This window comes from Flectobacillus rivi (assembly GCF_030056655.1).
Taxonomy (GTDB): Bacteria; Bacteroidota; Bacteroidia; order Cytophagales; family Spirosomataceae; genus Flectobacillus; species Flectobacillus rivi.
Genome location: NZ_JASHIE010000019.1, coordinates 103,079 through 121,057 on the forward strand (window position 1 = coordinate 103,079; position 17,979 = coordinate 121,057).

Genomic DNA, 17,979 nt, shown 5'->3' on the forward strand with positions numbered 1-17,979 from the left:
TTTATTCAATGCCTATTTTTTCATAACGTTGTTTATAGTCTGTTGGAGACAACCCTGTAATCTTCTTAAAAACATCTCTGAATGCCTTCGTGTCGCTGTAGCCAACGTCAAACATTACTTCAGTAATCGTTTTTCGACCACTTTCTAAGGCTTTCTTTGCGGCTTCTATTCTTACTCGCTGGACATATTCAATTACTGAATTATTAGTTGCTTTTTTAAATCGTCTCTCAAATGTACGGCGACCAAGGTTATGCTGTGCCGCTAATTCTTCAATCGTAATGCGCTTTTCAAAATGCTCTTCGATAAATTCCTGTACCAACTTTATAGCGGAATCATCATGCATTTTTTGTCCGTGAAAAATACTGAACGATGATTGACTTTTACGGTTGATGTCTAGTACGAAAAACTTGGAAGCCAAAACAGCTAATTCTCGACTACTGTATTTTTCGACTAAGTGCAACAAGAGATTCCAGTATGAATTGGCGCCTCCACTCGAATACAATCCATTCTGTTCTGTAATAATTCGATTGTCCATCAAGGTTACCTCAGGGAACATTGTTCTGAAATCATGGGCAAATAACCAATGCGTTGAACAAGATTTGCCATTGAGAAGTCCTGTCGAAGCCAATAAAAATGCTCCTAAACACAAACTTGCCACCTCGGTACCTTCTTGATAATTTTTACGAATCCAAGGTAGAAACGATTGATTGAGACTAATGGCATCGGATAAATTTCCACTCAGGGCAGGAATAATAATCAAGTCTGGTCTTTGTGCTTCTGAAATAACAGCATCAGTGTGTATAGAAAATACACCATTGGCGACTTTTACTTCTTTGCTTTGACCAACTAATTGAACCTCAAATAAAGGTTGCTGACCTGCTTGAGACAGAAATTGGTTGACAGCTAGTAATAGATACCGAGGGTCGGCAACTGCTTCTATTACAGCAGTTTCGGGGACAATGATAGCTACTTTTTTCACAGATTTTAGGTTTGAAGTAAGGTTTTTGTTTACTTACAAATGTAAAAATTAATGTTGTCGTAAACAACCTTTATTTTGTCGTATTTACTATCTGTGACTAATTTTTGTAGACAGTATTTTTGTAGAAAAGAAACAATAAATAGATTTTCTGATAAAACATATTCAAAACTAAAAAACTTATGGCTTCTAAAATCTTTGTAAATCTTCCTGTAAAAAATCTTCAAAAATCTATTGAATTTTTTACTCATGTTGGATACACTTTTAACCCTCAGTTTACTGACGATCAGGCTACTTGTATGATAATTTCTGAGAATATTTTTGTAATGTTGTTAGAAGAATCAAGATTTCAGACTTTTACGCCAAAACAGATTCCTAATGCTCACGAAACCTCCCAAGTGCTTATTGCACTGGATTCAGAAAGTAGAGAGGAGGTTGATGCTATTTTGGAAAGAGCACTAGCCGCAGGAGGAACAGAAGCTCGTCCTGCTCAGGATTATGGCTTCATGTATGGTCGTGCCTACAATGACCTCGACGGACATATTTGGGAAATTGGCTGGATGGATATGGAGAAGTTTATGGAAATGAAACAGTAATTGAGTGAGGAGATAGGCAAAAAAGGGATAGTTTACTTCTTTATTCAAGAAGTAGGTGTTTCCGCATCTTTCCGAAATTGATTGAAATTCTTCGTACACTACTAATAGTATGTTTAAAAATTTTATTTGGCATTTGTTTAAAAAAACAACATTTCCTATCGACACTCCTTACTTTTCTTGTCTTGACACAAGAAAAGTAACCGCGCGGCGGCCGCAAAAGAAAGTCAAGAAATCCTAAACTCGCCTGCGGCTCAAACAGCAGGATTTCATTTGAAAAAACATAAAGTCTAACTCGCAATACCGCATAAACACTTAATTTCTCTTTATTTAACATGAAAAAAGACAAAATTATTTTCTGGGTTACTACCACGCTCATTTTCTTATTCGAAGGAGTGATGCCAGCGCTTACTTCTCAAACCGAATTGGCAAAGGAGGGGATTAAGCATTTGGGGTATCCTGAGTATTTTGGAAACGCCTTGGTGGTATTCAAAGTATTAGGAACATTGGCATTGATGATTCCACAGGTCCCTAAGCGATTAAAAGAATGGGCTTATGCAGGTTTTGTATTTGACTTTCTTTTTGCCAGCATCAGTCATGCCGCCGTGGATGGCATAGGTGGTGAAGCATTTTTCCCTTTGATTGTTTTAGCTATTTTGATGGTTTCGTATTTTTATTACCATAAATTGGAGGATGGAAAAGCATAAGTTCTTAAGCGTAGACGAGTACGAATCAAACTTTCCTGAGGAGGTTCAACTAATTGTGGGTCAAATTCGAGATTTGATACGAGCAATTGCGCCAGAAGCACAGGAATGTATTAGTTACAATATGCCCGCGTACAAGTTCAAAGGCGTATTAGTCTATTTTGCGGCCTACAAAAATCATATCGGATTTTATCCGACTGGTTCAGGAATCAAACATTTTGAATCTGAGTTAGGTCCTTACAAATGGGCAAAAGGTTCGATACAATTTCCTTTAAATCAGGAGATTCCTTTTGATTTGATTCAAAAAATTGTAACTTACAGACTAGAGGAAAATAGGAGTAAATAAAACACAAACCCTTGCCATACTTGGCAAGGGTTTTCTATTAAAAACAATATTCTAAAATGACCATTCCTCTGTATTCAGGTTTCATCAATTCAAAATCATGTAAAATGAGCGTGCCAATTTGTTGAAATCCGATTTTATGATAAAATCCAATGGCATCTTTACTGCTATCCATCGCCTTTAAGACAACACTTTCTTTTCCTTGTTTTTGGGCTAATTCAAAAGCAAATTCCATCAATTTACGTCCTAACCCAAGCCCTTTGTAGGACTGATGAAAGTAGATTCTTTCGACTTCGAGGGCACTACTTTTTTCTGAATAGTCATAATTTAATTTCAAATATCCTACAGGCAAGGAATTTATCGAAAGAATGAAATAATCTGAATTTGGATGCATTATCTCGTTATAAATTACCTGTTCGGCGTATGATTTCTCAAGATACCAATCCTTTCCTCCCTCTAGCCACAAATGAAGATAATGTTCAACATAAATACTTTTACACAGCGCTGAAAGGCGTTTGCTATCCTCCAAGCTTGCTTTCATAATTTCATAATTCATGATGAAGTATTAAAGAGTTTTTGTTAATCGAAGTTCGTACTGCAAGTTAGGCATAAGTTCGTAATAGCAGACCTTTTGACCAGAATTCGTTAGGAATTGACGTACCAAAAAGTTTTTCTCGAAATATAAGGAATCATTACCACGATAATTAAAAAGGTTTGTTCCCATGAGCGGAGGCAAGGCAAACGAATGTAAATGTTCTTGCTGTAATTCATAAGCTTGAACGACGTATCCTTTGGAGGTTAGTCCAAACAGATATATTTCTGGCGAATTATTTAAATTGAAATCGCCATCCACAAAGTACATTTTTGTAGAAATACTGTTAATTTTTCGTTGCCATTTCCTTGAACCATAACTAATAGTAACGTTGCCTTTTTTATCCACACATACCTTATAAAGCGTAGTGTTAGAGTACCATAACCACAGACAAGAATCTGATTTCGCTGGAGTAGTTTTGGACAGATCAGGTAAGGCATTCTTGATATTTTTTTGGATAAAGCGTTCTTCTTGATGTTCGTTCCAAAAAACATAACAAAGCATTCCTGTCAATAAGGTTGCAACACAAGAAGTAAAGAAGGTGATTTTTTTCATTTTTTCAGGAAAATATCGGCATTATCATGTAAATTTACCCAGAATGATTTGAATAATCGAAGAACTAAAATTTATTCAAATCGACTATTTTTGACAGATACCTTCTCATAAACGATTCTCCCCGCAAAATGAAGAATTTACGTAGAGTAAAGTATCATTTATGACGAAACAAAGCCATAATACCTATGAACTGTACTTCCTTAGACCAACAACTTTGTCACGTTGCTTTGGAGAATAGCCCGCTATTTGTTGGAATCTACAATCCAGATACGCATAAGTTTATCTATCTCAACAAGACTGGGCTAAAAATGTTTGAATTAGAAAATCTGGAGCAAGCCAATGACTTTTTCTTGGAAGGACTTCGCAACAATGAAAGTCTCATTCAGTGGGAACTTCAGGTTTCAGAACATCTAAAAACTTCAGCTGAATTTTGTATTGACGACAGTTTTACGAGTCCGAGTGGTACTAAATTTTGGGGACGTATTCAGGTAAAGTTACTTCAAGAACCAGATACCGCTAAGGGTCATTGGTTGGTTAATCTGTCCGATATTCAAGCGGAAAAACATACGCAGATTCAATTTTCGGAAGGAGAGGCTCGTTTTGAGGCTTTGTTCATGCACGCTGCAATGGGCATTGTGATGATGGATAAAAGTAGTAAAATCGTCTTAACCAATCGATTTGCTAATGCGCTTTTTGGGTATGATTCCAATGAGCTTATTGGTATGCCTATTGAAACGTTACTTCCGACGGCATTGGCAGGTACCCATCGTCAACATACCGAAAAGTATTTACACAAACCTCAAATTCGTCCAATGGGTATTGGCTTGGATTTGAAAGCTCGTAAAAAAGATGGCACTTTATTTTCGGTAGAAATCAGTTTGAGCTTTTTTGAGCAAAATGGTAATCAGTATTTTATCTCCTTTATCAACGATATTACGTACAAGAAGAAAATCGAAATGGAGATGATTCTGAAAAACCAAGAGATAAAAAAACTCAATGAGAGTCTCGAGCAGGAGGTCATGAATCGGACAAATGCGTTGGTAGAAACACTCAAGGACTTGGAAGAGTCGAAGCAAGAGCTCGAATTGGCGCTGAGTAAGGAAAAAGAATTGGGTGAACTAAAGTCTCGTTTTGTGGCTATGGCTTCGCACGAATTTAGAACACCACTGACCGCAATCTTATCTTCAGCTTCTTTAATTTCTAAATATCCCAAGACTGAAGACCAAGATAAGCGCGAAAAGCATATTCACCGAATAAAATCGGCTGTAAGTAATTTGACAGATATTTTAGAAGAATTTTTGTCAGTAGGAAAACTTGAAGAAGGAAAAATTGAGGCACATTTAGCCTATGTTGAAATTCCTGAGTTGGTAAATGATACCTTGGCAGATGTGAGCAATTTGCTGAAGAAAAACCAAAATCTACGTTTTGAGCACTCAGGTGAAACAGAGCTTCTTACGGATAAATCCTTGTTGCGAAAAATCATCATCAACTTGTGTTCCAATGCGGTTAAGTTTTCAGGAGAGAGCTCGTGTATTACAATTCGAACACAAAAAATGCCTTCTCATTTTGTCTTAAGTGTACAAGACGAAGGTATTGGCATATCGGAGGAAGATCAAAAACATTTGTTTGACCGCTTCTTTAGAGGTGTAAATGTTACCAATATTCAAGGTACTGGATTGGGTCTACATATCGTTGCCAAATATACAGAGTTGCTTGGAGGAAAAGTGAGTATTTCGAGTAAACTCAATGAAGGTACAACGGTAACTGTGCAGTTGGATTTGGCTTGATTTAGCCTTTCCTTGAGCTCTTTTCATGAAATAGTCACACGAAGCGGAGGATGACTAAAACTCCACATTCTTAGCTCATCATTCAGTACTAACACAGATTTACCTCAATATTCAATAAAAATCATTTGTTAAAACTTGTCTTAACACAACAATTAAACTTTATGAAGAAGATATTACTTATCGAAGACAGCGATGACATCAGAGAAACCACCGCCGAGATTCTCGAATTGGCCAACTACGAAGTAATTACCGCAGTTAATGGTAAAGATGGAGTTGAAAAAGCCATTCAAAGTCGTCCTGATATTGTCATTTGTGATATTATGATGCCTGTGCTTGACGGTTATGGAGTATTACATATTTTTAATCAAAATCCTGATCTACAAGGGATTCCATTTATTTTCTTGACTGCTAAAACAGAAAGAACTGACTTTAGAAAAGGAATGGAAATGGGCGCAGATGACTATCTGACAAAGCCTTTTCATGAAATCGAATTATTGAATGCGATCGAAAGTCGTTTGAAAAAAGTTGAACAACTTTTGCATGGAGCAGGAAAAGTGGCTCACGAGCATTTGGAAGAACTCTATTCGGAAGCGAACAAATACCGAGATTTAACAGATTTATCGTCCGATAGAAAGGTATCCACTTTGAAGAAAAAACAAATTGTCTATTCTGAAGGAGACGAGCCGATTAAGTTTTATTTCTTAAAATCTGGAAAAATTAAGACCTACAAAACCAACCGTGATGGAAAAGAGTTTGTGACGGGGCTTTACAATGAAGGCGATTTCTTTGGTCATATTGCTATCATCGAAAATACAGATTATCAAGAAACAGCAGAGGCATTGGAGGACTCACAAATTATCGGTATTCCAAGAGGTGATTTTATGGAGCTTTTGTCTAAAAATCAGCAAGTTGCCAATAAATTCATCAAATTGTTAGCTAATAATATTGCCGATAAAGAGACATACTTATTAGGCATGGCATACAATTCTCTTCGCAAGCGTGTGGCAGACGGTCTTCTGTTGTTACAGAAAAAGTATAAGGCAGAAGAAAGCACGAAATTTACCATGAAAATTTCGAGAGACGATTTGGCGTCCATTGTGGGTACAGCCACAGAGTCACTGATTCGAACACTGAGTGAATTTAAAGCTGATAAGTTAATCGAAATTAGCGGTAGTGAAATTACGATTATCGACGAGAAGAAGTTGGCTAATTTAAGAAATTAGGAGAGGACTTCAAGCAAAAAATTAGGCGTAGAAACACAGTTTCTACGCCTTTTTCATGGCTCATGACTACATAAATTCAAAAATTGAATATCAGTTTGTGATTTTTCAAAAGAATATTTCAGTAGCCTGAGCTATTAAATTGTTGGTAAAATCCTGATATCAAGTACCATTCGTGTTTGCCGAATTGCCATTCCAGGAATTTCATTGATTCGACAAAAAGAACGTCTAACGGTTTAATTAATGTTTTGCTAAAGTGGCAAGCACAGGAATGCTTGAGTGGTTGATTACCGTTTCGGTTACGCTACCAAATAAGAAATGACTCAGTCCAGAACGAGCTTTTGTCGACATGACGATGAGATCAGCTTGTAAATCTTCGGCTGCATGAATTACGCCATTACTTGCACTGTAGTCATTATAAATCACAAACTCATGATCGGTAAGATTATGCTCCTTCTCAAAAGCTGCCATCTTCTCGTTGATGGTTCTGGTATCTTCAAAACCATCTGAAGAGTTCACATAAACCACATAAGTTTGTTCAATTTCATGGCTTAAAGTCTTAATGAGTTTATCATCAAAAGGCGTTTCAAAATCGACAGCAAACATTACCTTGCGTGGGTAGAATGTCGAAATTGGCTCTTTGATAACCAACACAGGGCAGTGCGCATGTCTTACCACACTTTCAGAATTGGAACCGTCCAAAAACTCTTTCCAGCCAGTGGCGCCTTCAGAACCCATCACGATTAGGTCAATATCGGTTCTTTCAGAAATCGCCTCGCCCAGTTCCTCATAGTCATCTGTATTGTACACTACAATGCTGATTCCGTCGTATTTAGGTGACTGGATGATGTCTTCCAATTGCTTTTGCGTTTGATTATGAATCGCTTCATTGGTTTCTACATCGTAGGTCGTAATGGGCGCTTCAATAAAATCTATGTTTGGAAGAATAATAAAATCTTTGTGATATAGAACAATTTCGGCCGAGGTTGCACGAGCAAACATGGCTGCTACATCTAATGCTGCTAACGATAGTTCAGAGAAATCTGTAGGCACGAGTATCTTTTTCATGACTTTTTATAGATTTAATGGAAAAACATAAACTTGATTTTAGTAAGAAGAAGTTATTAATTAATAATATATCTGTTGTTTGAAGATACTCACAATCAGTAGGATACTAATCAAAGTAACTCGTAGGGATATTATTAATTTCACCCGCCGTAGACTTTAAGCATTACGCAGAAGAATAAAAGTTTAAGAGTGTAATATAAACATTTATGCCTGCTGCCTAAGGCTTACAGCCTAAAGCGTCCTAATGCAATCTTATTTTGCCTTAGAACTTTGCTACTAATATATCATTGATATACGGTAAAGTTGCCGTTTTTCTGATATTAAAAACATGACAATTGTCATGTTTTTGAATGAAAGCAGTCACGCTAAAAAGATTAAAATTCGTCATGACAATATCCTAAAGATGGTCAATTGCCAAAGCTAACCTAGTTTTCTGCTAATTTTATATCGAAAGTTTTATTCATACACTTTCTCATGAAAGGCCAGATAATCACACATTTTGAGCATAAAATATCTTTGGGCCAATTCGTATTCATAGATAAGGGTATTGAGTAAGGATTTTTCAAAAACAAGTACATGTGCATTGGAAAGAACCTTAACGCCATATCGATGTTTTTTATCTGAGAGCATTTCTTCCAATCCCAAGAAGCACCTAAATCCATCGATAACAATGGGTTTGTTATGTTCATCTCGAAGTTCAAAAGCACCATCTTTCAGATAAAATACAAATTCGGCATCTTGTCCTTTTCTATACAAATACTCACCTTCTTTGAAACTTAATTCTATACCACTCGCTAAAATTTTACGTTCCGTTTCTCTCATTGTTTCTTTGCTTGCTATGAGTATGCTAAGTTAGGCGAGATTGCAAGCCCTTGAAATGATAATAGTCACTGGGCAAGCTGACATAAAAATTAGTCGTACATACTACTAATTTTTACTAATTTCTCTGGGTTCAAAATGGTGATTTCACTACCATGTGTTGTAATAATGCCGTCTTCTTTAAATTCTGATAAAAAGCGAATGACAGTTTCCTTGGCAGTGCCAACAATCGATGAAAGATCTTCTCTCGATATAGAGATTGAAAAGGGAGTTTTGCCTTCTTCTTGATAAGTGCTTTTTAGTAATAATAATGCCTCTGCCAATCTCTCACGCACAGGTTTCATTGCCAAATGAATCAACTTATCTTGTGTATCACCCAAGGCACGAGCGAGCATTTTCATTAAATCAGTCGAAACTTTTACGTTTTCATCTACCAACTTATTGAACTCAGAAGCAGGAATAAAACAAACCTCTGTTTCGTCCAAAGCAATAGCCGAAGCTGTATATTTAGTATTGTCTATCAGCGAGCGATAACCCAAGGTGTCTCCCTTTTTGGCAAGTCTAATAATCTGCTCTTTTCCGTCTGAGCCCATTCTACTTACCTTTACCTTACCGCCATATACGCAGAAAATACCCAGCGGTCTGTTTCCTTCATGAAAGATAACCTGACCTTTTTTATAGGAGTTAAAGCATTTGCTTTCATTCAGTTCTTCCAACTCGTGAAGATGACACTGTTTGAAGAGTGAACTATCTTTGAATTGGCAACTTTGACAATGTGGAGCTTGCGGTTTCATATATAACACTGATTAGATTGATAAATATCACTCTGCGAAGTTGCAAAAGGTCAGTATCGGAAAATATGAGTTTTATCAGTTTTTGACATCACCTTACTCATATTTACTTCAGAGGTCAAAGGCAAATTTTGGAAAAAATTGTAGAGGCCATGGAAACGCTTACTGACGAGGCTCTGGTGTGTTATCATTGTGGTAACGACTGCCCAGACACCCACATACATATCGAGGAAAAGCATTTTTGCTGCGAAGGTTGCAAAACTGTTTATGAAATACTTGACCAAAATAATCTTTGTAATTACTATGACATTGAAAAAATGTCAGGTAATAGTCCGCAAATGGCTCATTTTGAGTTTTTGGATAATACCGAGATTACCAATCAATTATTAGACTTTAGAAGTGACAAAATTGCCAAAATTAGCTTTTATATTCCTTCCATTCACTGTTCATCTTGTTTGTATCTTTTAGAGAATATGTACAAACTTCATGCGGGTGTAAAGCAATCAAAAGTTGATTTTTTGAAAAAACAAGTGGCGATTACTTTCAATCCTGAAGAGCTCACGTTACGCCAATTAGCCGAAATGTTGACTTCAGTTGGCTACGAACCGCTGATTAGTTTGAATGACGTGGTGAAGGAAAAAAACAAACCTTCTTACAAAAAACTATTGACGCAAATTGGTGTCGCAGGTTTTTGTGCAGGTAATATCATGTTGTTTAGTTTTCCTGAATACCTAGGTTTAGATGACGTGATGTACAAAAAACTCTTTGGGCTTTTGAGTATGGCATTGTCAATTCCTGTGGTGGCATATTCTGGTTCAGATTATTTTGTATCAGTGTATAAAAGTCTTAGAAAAGGGATTATCAATATCGACTTTCCGATTCTTCTTGGGATTTTGGTCGCATTTTTTAGAGGTACTTATGAGGTTATCTTTTTAGATGGAGCTGGTTATTTTGACTCCTTATCAGGCTTGATCTTCTTCTTATTGATTGGTAAATGGTTTCAGCAGAAAACGTACAGCTTTTTGTCGTTTGAAAGGGATTACAAATCCTATTTTCCTTTAGCTGTGACTCGATTGACTCAAGGAAAAGAAGAGCCCATCTCTTTGAATGCTTTGAAAAAAGGAGATAAAATTCTCGTAAGAAATGGCGAACTTATCCCTGCTGACTCATTTCTGTACAAAGGCAATGCACAAATAGATTACAGTTTCGTAACAGGTGAATCTGCCTTGGAAGCTAAAAAAGTAGGTGATTTCTTGTATGCAGGCGGTCGTCAGGTAGGGGAGACACTCGAAATGGAAGTATTGAAAGAGGTATCTCAAAGTTATTTGACCCAATTGTGGAATAATGATACTTTTCAAAAAAGCCAAGATTCTAAAGTCAAAACTTTCTCTGATTTAGTAGGGAAATACTATACAATTTCAGTATTGACAATTGCAGCCTGTGTCTCTATCTATTGGTATTTCCACGAGCCTTCAAAAGTAATCAATGCTTTTACTGCTATTCTGATTGTAGTTTGTCCGTGTGTGTTGTCGTTGAGTTATCCTTTTGCTTTGGGAAATGGTTTGAGAATTTTGGGAAAACAGAATTTTTATCTCAAAAATGCTGACATTATCGAGGCTATGGCACAATGTGATACCATTGTTTTTGATAAAACAGGTACCCTAACAACCTCGGAAGGAAGTTTGCCAACTTTTCATAGTCAGCGACCTTTGAATCAGTTTGAGGAGATGTTGGTATCGTCTTTGGTAAGAAATTCGACACACCCGATTTCACAAAAAATCAAATACTTATATCCTGAGCCTACTTTTTTAGAAATAGAAAATTTTCAGGAGATCACTGGACAAGGTTTGAAGGGATTGTATGAGAACCACCAAATCAAATTAGGTTCGTTTGAATTTGTGAATCCAGACGGGAAAAAACCTGAAAAAGGCTTTAATGCAAGTGTTGCCCATCTCAAAATCGACCATGAGTATATTGGCTATTACTCGTTACCAAATCATTATCGTGCCGATATAGAGAGCCAAATTCGAGAACTCAGTAAAACCTACCATACCTATTTGTTATCGGGTGACAACGAAGCGGAGCGTAATCAATTGAAAAGCTGGTTCTCGGATGAAAACAACCTGAAGTTCAATTGTACCCCACAAGAAAAACTTGATTTTATCAAAAAACTACAAGCTCAAGGCAAAAAAGTAGTCATGGTGGGCGATGGACTCAACGACGCAGGAGCTTTGAAACAATCTAATGTTGGGATAGCCATCACCGACGATACGCTCAACTTTACGCCATCAAGCGACGGTATCTTAGAGGCTAACTCTTTGCATAAGTTTACTGCTATTTTCAAGTACAGCAAATATGCCTTGCGTTTGATACAGTTCAGTTTTGTGGTATCGCTCATTTACAACTTTGTCGGTCTGACCTTTGCAGCCTCTGGTACTTTGCATCCTGTAGTAGCTGCAATACTGATGCCTATGAGCTCATCGACCATGGTGATTATTGCGTCTGTAGGGATGATTTTACGTGGTAAAAGTCAGTTTAAGTACTGATTTTTGTCAACTCTACAGATTAGATAGTCTATTAAATTTGTTCCAAATTCGTAATGGTTTGGCTAATGATAGTGTACGAATCGTTCATCGGAAAATTGCTTTTTTCCTTGTACCGTGTTGTGAGCAAATGGCTCGCCTGCTGGCTTTCTGAGCGGTTTAACCTGTATTAGTCAAACATTTACCTAATCTATAAATCCCAATTACATGGCAATTTTAATTTTTTTTGTAGCACACTGGTATCTGTCATTATTCTCGCAGACATTCTTCTTGCACCGCTATGCGGCACACCAAATGTTTACGATGTCTAAGGGCTGGGAAAAATTTTTCTATGTTTTTACCTTAATTACCCAAGGTTCGTCTTTCTTGAGTCCAAAAGCTTACGGTATTATGCACCGCTTGCACCATGCTTATGCTGATACCGAAAATGATCCGCATTCACCAAGCTATTCAAGCAACTTGTTTGATATGATGTGGAAGACTAAGAAGATTTATAATGATGTATTGTATGATAGAGCTGACATTGATCCTAAATTCAAAAAGAATGTACCAAACTGGATGTTTTTAGAAAAATTAGGTGACCAATGGTTGATGCGTATTTTCTGGGGTACACTTTACACATTGTTCTATATGAAATTTGCTACTTCTCCATGGGAATATGCTTTGTTGCCGATTCATTATTTGATGGGACCTGTGCATGGAGTAGTGATCAACTGGTTTGCACACAAATATGGATACATCAATTTCAAAGTAAACGATACAGCTAAAAACTTACTTCCATTTGACTTCTTGATGATGGGTGAGTCATATCATAACAATCACCACAAATTAGGTGGTCGTGCCAACTTCGGTGTAAAATGGCATGAGTTTGACCCAACGTATCCAGTGATTTTACTGTTGAATGCCTTACACATTATTAAGTTGAAGAAAAATAACGACTTGAATTATATGTAATATCAGGAGTGAAAGAATAGGCTTTAGTCAATAGACTTTTGTAGTGAATTGACTAAAGCCTATTCTTTGACCTGAAACAAAATATGCTAAATGTTTAAAGATATGGGGAAACAATTTGAAGCAAAGACCTTTACGCTCGGTGAGCAGATAACAGACGAGCAGCGTGCTTTTTTTAACGAATATGGATTTTTACATTTCAAAAACTTTTTGTCTAAAGATACTGTCAAATTGTTTTTGCAAGAAGCCCACAGAGTAGAGAAAGAGTGGATTGATAAAGGAATCGAAAAAATGAATGGTACGCCGCTGAAATTTGGTAAAGACCCAGCAGGCAATCCCATGATTCAGCGTATGTGTTTTCTTTCGACACATAGCGATATATTACATCAATATTTGCAAGACCCACGTTTGAAGGCGCTTTTGACTTTGTTAGAACCCAACAATAATCGTATCGCGGAGGTAGAAAAGGATGGATTAGTGTTTAATCATTATATCAATCAAGACAATAGTAAATTCTCTCAAATGGGTTGGCATACCGATAGCCCACGAGATTTATTTTTGGGGCAAAAGATTTTGAAAATGCTCAATATTGGGACTCATTTGGACGATTGTCCTTTTGAGAATGGTGGTTTGAGAGTACTGCCAGGCACACACAAATTGAGCAAAATGAAGGTTTTGTTTTTGAAAAAACAATTCATCGACCATAATCCAGACCCAAATGAAGTTGGTTTGGATATCGAAGCTGGAGACTTAACGGTACACGACGGTGACCTTTGGCATAGGGTAGAAGTTTGCCCTTTTACCGGCGAAAAATCCCGTCGCCGTGTCATGTATTTCCCGATTATTCAAGGCAAATATGCACCAAAAGACGAAAACAGTTCGACGCCATTTTATCACCGCTTGGCGAAGATTGTTCAACGATAATATTTACTGACACCAATCAATACAGTGATGAATTTCGGAGTAATTTAAAATTCATATCAATCCAATTTTGTTAATACTAAAGCACAAGGAAAACATCCATTGACCCGTTTTTAGGCAGTTTGTGGTGTTAACTTTGTGCTTTTTTTCAAGACTTAGTTTAATACTTAGTCTTGGACTAGTGGTTTTTTCAGGAATCAATCTTTTCATCAGCGCCGTAGGTGTGACTGAAAGCCAACTATCTTGAAGTCTGTCGCACCTACGGCGCTCAAAAAGGTTTTTCTCAAGAATTATTACTACCAAACTGTCGCTCCTACGGAGCTTTTACAAAGAAGAACAAGGTAATTTTGTTTATTTGATTTTATTTTGTACGATTATTTAGTTTTCTGTGAATATCTTAAAGGATGTTAAAATTTCACAAGTCATTGACAATGAAAAAGCATGTATCTGTTTTTCAGAAATCCTATTGTTTGAGCCGCAGGCGAGGTGGGTCGCCACTCCGATTAGGATTTCTTGACTTTCTTTTGCGGCCGCCGCGCGGTTACTTTTCTTGTGTCAAGACAAGTAAGGTGTAGCGAAGTGAAATTTTGTTTTTCCGATACGCGCCAAATAAAATTTTTACACATACTCTATTTTCAATCTAGACATAAGCATTTATGCCATTCAAAAAGAACTTTTTTAGCGATTTGAGTGTCAAAAGATTGATAGACAACCCAATATTTTAAGCTTTTAACAATGAATCCAGAACAACATATAGATACCAATACACAAAACCCCAGAGTGAAAAAGGCTTTGGAAGGACGTGAGGATGTCGAACTTCTTGTGAATACATTTTATGACAAAGTACGAGATAATCAAATGCTCGGACATATCTTCGATCATGTAGCAAGAGTGAATTGGCAAAAGCATTTACCTAAAATGTACAATTTTTGGGAAATGATATTGTTTGGTACTGAAGGATACGATGGACATCCGTTACGTCCACATTTTGTAATTAATTCGGTGCATCAGCTTACCATTCCTCATTTTGAGCAATGGCTGAGTTTGTTTTTTCAAACCTTGGACGAACTATTTGAAGGCGAAAAAGCTGAAGAAGCCAAGCAAAGGGCCTATAATATAGCCAATGCATGGGCACATAAGATTGATTACATGAATAAACTGAATGATTCTCCTACGATAGAAGTATCGCAATCATAGTCTTGATAATAAGAAACTTACCCCAAAAGGTGCAAGAATAACTCTTGTGCCTTTTTTTATGCTCCTCCTCAAACAAGCCTTTTTTACTGACTTTTGTCATAAAACAGACTAATAAATACGAGTAACCCCACTAACATTCCTCATAGCTGAACACAGCAGAAAGCCCCAATTTTGAAGCATAGAAACACAGAAAAACACAAAAAAATGCAAATCATCTTCATCATGATCGGAATCAGTTTGGTGATGGCGCTTGTTTTTTTAGGTGCGTTTTTTTGGTCAATGAAAGACGGACAAAACGACGATTTACATACTCCCGCTATGCGTATTTTGTTGGACGACCAAAAAAGTACTCCGAAATAAACTAGAAATCAAACGTTGAGTCAGACTCAATCGACGTAGTAAAATGGGAGGGTAGAATCGCCAAAATTCGCTCTCAATCGCAATTGTTCTCGTAACCAATTTATAATCTAAAAATATGTCAGCTATCAGTACACACATCGAACGCTTTGAGTACGACAATAAGATTGTCCGAAACTTTGCCGTTGCGACGATTATTTGGGGGATTGTGGGCATGTTGGTGGGCGTTATTATCGCTTCTCAACTCTTCAAGCCTGAGCTTAATGTTACGCAATATGGTACATTCGGGCGTATTCGTCCTCTACATACCAATGCCGTTATTTTTGCTTTTGTAGGAAACGCTATTTTTATGGGTGTTTACTACTCCCTACAACGCCTCTGTAAAGCCAGAATGTTTAGCGATTTTCTTTCGAAAATTCACTTTTGGGGATGGCAATTAATTATCGTAGCAGCAGCCATTACTCTTCCATTAGGTTTAACAAGTAGTAAAGAATATGCAGAGTTAGAATGGCCAATAGATATAGCTATCACTTTGATTTGGGTAGTGTTTGGTATTAATATGTTTGGTACTATTTTCAAACGCCGCGAACGTCACTTATATGTAGCTATCTGGTTTTACATTGCAACATTTATTACAGTAGCAGTATTACACGTAGTTAACTCTTTCGAACTACCAGTTTCAATTTTCAAAAGTTATTCTTTGTATGCTGGTGTTCAAGATGCTTTGGTTCAATGGTGGTATGGTCACAATGCAGTAGCATTTTTCTTGACAACTCCTTTCTTAGGATTGATGTACTACTACTTGCCAAAAATGGCGAATCGTCCCGTATATTCTTATAAGTTATCGATTTTGCACTTCTGGGCTTTGATTTTTATCTATATCTGGGCTGGTCCTCACCACTTATTATACACTAGCTTACCAGACTGGGCACAATCATTAGGTACGGTATTCTCGATTATGTTGATTGCTCCATCTTGGGGTGGTATGATTAACGGTTTGTTGACTTTGCGTGGCGCTTGGGACAAAGTTCGTGAAGATGCTATCTTGAAATTTATGGTAGTTGGGGTGACTAGCTACGGTATGGCAACTTTCGAAGGACCTATGCTTTCGTTGAAAAATGTAAACGCTATTGCTCACTTCACTGACTGGATTGTAGCACACGTACACGTAGGTGCTTTGGGGTGGAATGGTTTCTTGAGCTTTGCAATTCTTTACTGGTTGCTTCCTCGTATTTATCATACAACGATTTACTCTAAAAAATTGATTAATGTACACTTCTGGTTGGGTACTTTAGGGATTATCTTCTATGCTGTACCAATGTATATTTCAGGTTTTACACAAGGTATGATGTGGAAAGACTTTACGCCAGAAGGAACTTTGAAATACGGTAACTTCCTTGAAACTACGCTACAAATTTTACCAATGCATGCTATGCGCGCCTTTGGTGGTTTGATTTACTTGACAGGTGCTATTTTGATGGCTTACAACTTGTTCAAAACAATGGCGCAAGGTTCTTTGGAAGCAAACGAGCCAGCAGAAGCTCCAGCTTTGGAAGTAGCTTACACTCCAACAGGAAGCGATACTTACTGGCACCGTTGGTTCGAACGCAAACCAATTCCATTATTGGTAGGTTCATTGGTAATGATTTTGGTTGGTACTGCCGTAGAATTGATTCCTACTTTCATGGTAAAATCTAACGTAGAAACGATTAGTGCTGTTCAACCATATACTGCACTCGAATTAGAAGGTCGTGATTTGTATATCCGTGAAGGTTGTGTGAGTTGTCATAGTCAAATGGTTCGTCCGTTTAGAAGTGAAACAGAACGTTACGGTCAATATTCAAAAGCAGGAGAATTTGTATATGATCACCCATTCTTGTGGGGTTCAAAACGTACGGGTCCAGATTTGCACCGTGAAGGCGGTAAATATCCAGACTCTTGGCACTATCACCACATGCGTGAGCCAATTTCAATGTCGCCAGGTTCTATTATGCCTCCATATCCATGGTTGTTAGAACAAAAATTGAATACTGCTGATATTGAGGCAAAAATGAAAGCGATGCAAAAATTGGGTGTGCCGTATGACGCTTACCAAATTCAAAAAGCACAAGAAGATTTAAAAACTCAAGCAGATGGTATCGCTGCCAATCTTGCGAAGGAAGGTGTGAAAGTTTCTTCAGATAAAGAAATCATTGCATTGATTGCTTACCTACAAAGAATAGGTACAGATATTAAGAAAACTGAAACTGCGGCAAACTAATCTAAGTGAAGAGTTGTGAGTTTAAAATTCATAATTCTTAATTCACAACTCACCACTCCCTTGCTGCCTTAAAAAATCTAAAGTCATGTTTAAGCAATTTATTGACAAAGTAGATGGCGCTGATGTATATATGATTACCTCGTTTCTCATATTTATGGCCTTCTTCGTTCTTGTAAGTATTTATTTGTTCATTATGGACAAAAGCTACTTGAACAAAATGCAAAACCTACCCCTTGAAGACAGTAACCAAAATGAGCTTCAAGATGTGATTTCTATTTGATAACTTTCTAATTGATAACCAA

18 protein-coding genes are annotated in these 17,979 nt (G+C 37.2%); 12 read left to right on the plus strand and 6 right to left on the minus strand.

Annotated elements, in window-relative coordinates:
* Nucleotide 1 precedes the first annotated feature (1 nt).
* A complete protein-coding gene (locus QM481_RS22335) occupies nt 2–979 on the minus strand; it encodes a GlxA family transcriptional regulator (protein WP_283383410.1) in 978 nt (325 codons plus the stop codon).
* A gap of 179 nt (nt 980–1,158) precedes the next feature.
* On the opposite strand from QM481_RS22335, the gene QM481_RS22340 reads away from it, so the two are divergent.
* The 3 genes from QM481_RS22340 (at nt 1,159) to QM481_RS22350 (ending at nt 2,619) form a co-directional block, all read left to right on the plus strand.
* Nucleotides 1,159–1,572: a VOC family protein gene (locus tag QM481_RS22340; protein WP_283383411.1), complete on the plus strand. Its 414-nt coding sequence runs from the start codon at nt 1,159–1,161 to the stop codon at nt 1,570–1,572.
* 332 nt (nt 1,573–1,904) lie between these two features.
* Complete coding sequence (locus QM481_RS22345) at nt 1,905–2,276, plus strand: DoxX family protein (RefSeq protein ID WP_283383412.1); 372 nt, start codon at nt 1,905–1,907, stop codon at nt 2,274–2,276.
* Nucleotides 2,263–2,619 carry an iron chaperone gene (locus QM481_RS22350; RefSeq protein ID WP_283383413.1) on the plus strand — a complete coding sequence of 119 codons (357 nt, stop codon included), beginning with the start codon at nt 2,263–2,265 and terminating at the stop codon, nt 2,617–2,619. The genes QM481_RS22345 and QM481_RS22350 overlap by 14 nt, the downstream gene beginning before the upstream one ends.
* A gap of 37 nt (nt 2,620–2,656) precedes the next feature.
* On the opposite strand, the gene QM481_RS22355 is transcribed toward QM481_RS22350, so the two are convergent.
* Both QM481_RS22355 and QM481_RS22360 read right to left on the minus strand, forming a co-directional pair.
* Nucleotides 2,657–3,157 (minus strand): GNAT family N-acetyltransferase, encoded by a 501-nt coding sequence (locus QM481_RS22355; protein WP_283383414.1) that lies wholly within the window; start codon nt 3,155–3,157, stop codon nt 2,657–2,659.
* A gap of 24 nt (nt 3,158–3,181) precedes the next feature.
* Nucleotides 3,182–3,763: a hypothetical protein gene (locus QM481_RS22360; protein ID WP_283383415.1), complete on the minus strand. Its 582-nt coding sequence runs from the start codon at nt 3,761–3,763 to the stop codon at nt 3,182–3,184.
* A 185-nt stretch (nt 3,764–3,948) separates the two neighbouring features.
* On the opposite strand from QM481_RS22360, the gene QM481_RS22365 reads away from it, so the two are divergent.
* Together QM481_RS22365 and QM481_RS22370 are read left to right on the plus strand one after the other, a co-directional pair.
* Entirely contained in the window at nt 3,949–5,550 is a 1,602-nt protein-coding gene (locus QM481_RS22365; RefSeq protein ID WP_283383416.1) for a sensor histidine kinase, read from the plus strand.
* Between the two features lie 161 nt (nt 5,551–5,711).
* Nucleotides 5,712–6,773: a response regulator gene (locus QM481_RS22370; protein WP_166551849.1), complete on the plus strand. Its 1,062-nt coding sequence runs from the start codon at nt 5,712–5,714 to the stop codon at nt 6,771–6,773.
* A 237-nt stretch (nt 6,774–7,010) separates the two neighbouring features.
* Here QM481_RS22370 and QM481_RS22375 read toward each other — a convergent pair whose 3' ends face one another.
* The 3 genes from QM481_RS22375 to QM481_RS22385 all read right to left on the minus strand — a co-directional run bounded on the left by QM481_RS22375 (nt 7,011) and on the right by QM481_RS22385 (nt 9,451).
* Entirely contained in the window at nt 7,011–7,838 is an 828-nt protein-coding gene (locus tag QM481_RS22375) for a universal stress protein (protein ID WP_166551848.1), read from the minus strand.
* 456 nt (nt 7,839–8,294) lie between these two features.
* Nucleotides 8,295–8,660: a cyclic nucleotide-binding domain-containing protein gene (locus QM481_RS22380; protein ID WP_166551847.1), complete on the minus strand. Its 366-nt coding sequence runs from the start codon at nt 8,658–8,660 to the stop codon at nt 8,295–8,297.
* An 89-nt stretch (nt 8,661–8,749) separates the two neighbouring features.
* Nucleotides 8,750–9,451, minus strand: a complete 702-nt coding sequence (locus QM481_RS22385; protein ID WP_283383417.1) for a Crp/Fnr family transcriptional regulator — start codon at nt 9,449–9,451, stop codon at nt 8,750–8,752.
* Nucleotides 9,452–9,600: 149 nt separating this feature from the next.
* Between QM481_RS22385 and QM481_RS22390 the strand changes: the two genes are divergently transcribed.
* From QM481_RS22390 to QM481_RS22420, 7 genes are all read left to right on the plus strand, one after another.
* Nucleotides 9,601–11,994: a heavy metal translocating P-type ATPase gene (locus QM481_RS22390; protein ID WP_283383418.1), complete on the plus strand. Its 2,394-nt coding sequence runs from the start codon at nt 9,601–9,603 to the stop codon at nt 11,992–11,994.
* A 204-nt stretch (nt 11,995–12,198) separates the two neighbouring features.
* Nucleotides 12,199–12,945 (plus strand): acyl-CoA desaturase, encoded by a 747-nt coding sequence (locus QM481_RS22395; RefSeq protein WP_166551844.1) that lies wholly within the window; start codon nt 12,199–12,201, stop codon nt 12,943–12,945.
* A 102-nt stretch (nt 12,946–13,047) separates the two neighbouring features.
* The gene (locus QM481_RS22400; RefSeq protein WP_283383419.1) at nt 13,048–13,866 is read left to right on the plus strand and encodes a phytanoyl-CoA dioxygenase family protein; all 819 of its coding nucleotides are present in this window, start codon (nt 13,048–13,050) and stop codon (nt 13,864–13,866) included.
* Between the two features lie 732 nt (nt 13,867–14,598).
* Nucleotides 14,599–15,060: a group III truncated hemoglobin gene (locus tag QM481_RS22405; protein ID WP_283383420.1), complete on the plus strand. Its 462-nt coding sequence runs from the start codon at nt 14,599–14,601 to the stop codon at nt 15,058–15,060.
* 204 nt (nt 15,061–15,264) lie between these two features.
* A complete protein-coding gene (ccoS, locus tag QM481_RS22410) occupies nt 15,265–15,420 on the plus strand; it encodes a cbb3-type cytochrome oxidase assembly protein CcoS (protein ID WP_166551841.1) in 156 nt (51 codons plus the stop codon).
* A 115-nt stretch (nt 15,421–15,535) separates the two neighbouring features.
* The gene (ccoN, locus tag QM481_RS22415) at nt 15,536–17,677 is read left to right on the plus strand and encodes a cytochrome-c oxidase, cbb3-type subunit I (RefSeq protein WP_283383421.1); all 2,142 of its coding nucleotides are present in this window, start codon (nt 15,536–15,538) and stop codon (nt 17,675–17,677) included.
* Between the two features lie 85 nt (nt 17,678–17,762).
* Complete coding sequence (locus QM481_RS22420; protein ID WP_095167122.1) at nt 17,763–17,957, plus strand: hypothetical protein; 195 nt, start codon at nt 17,763–17,765, stop codon at nt 17,955–17,957.
* The last annotated feature ends 22 nt before the right edge of the window (nt 17,958–17,979 follow it).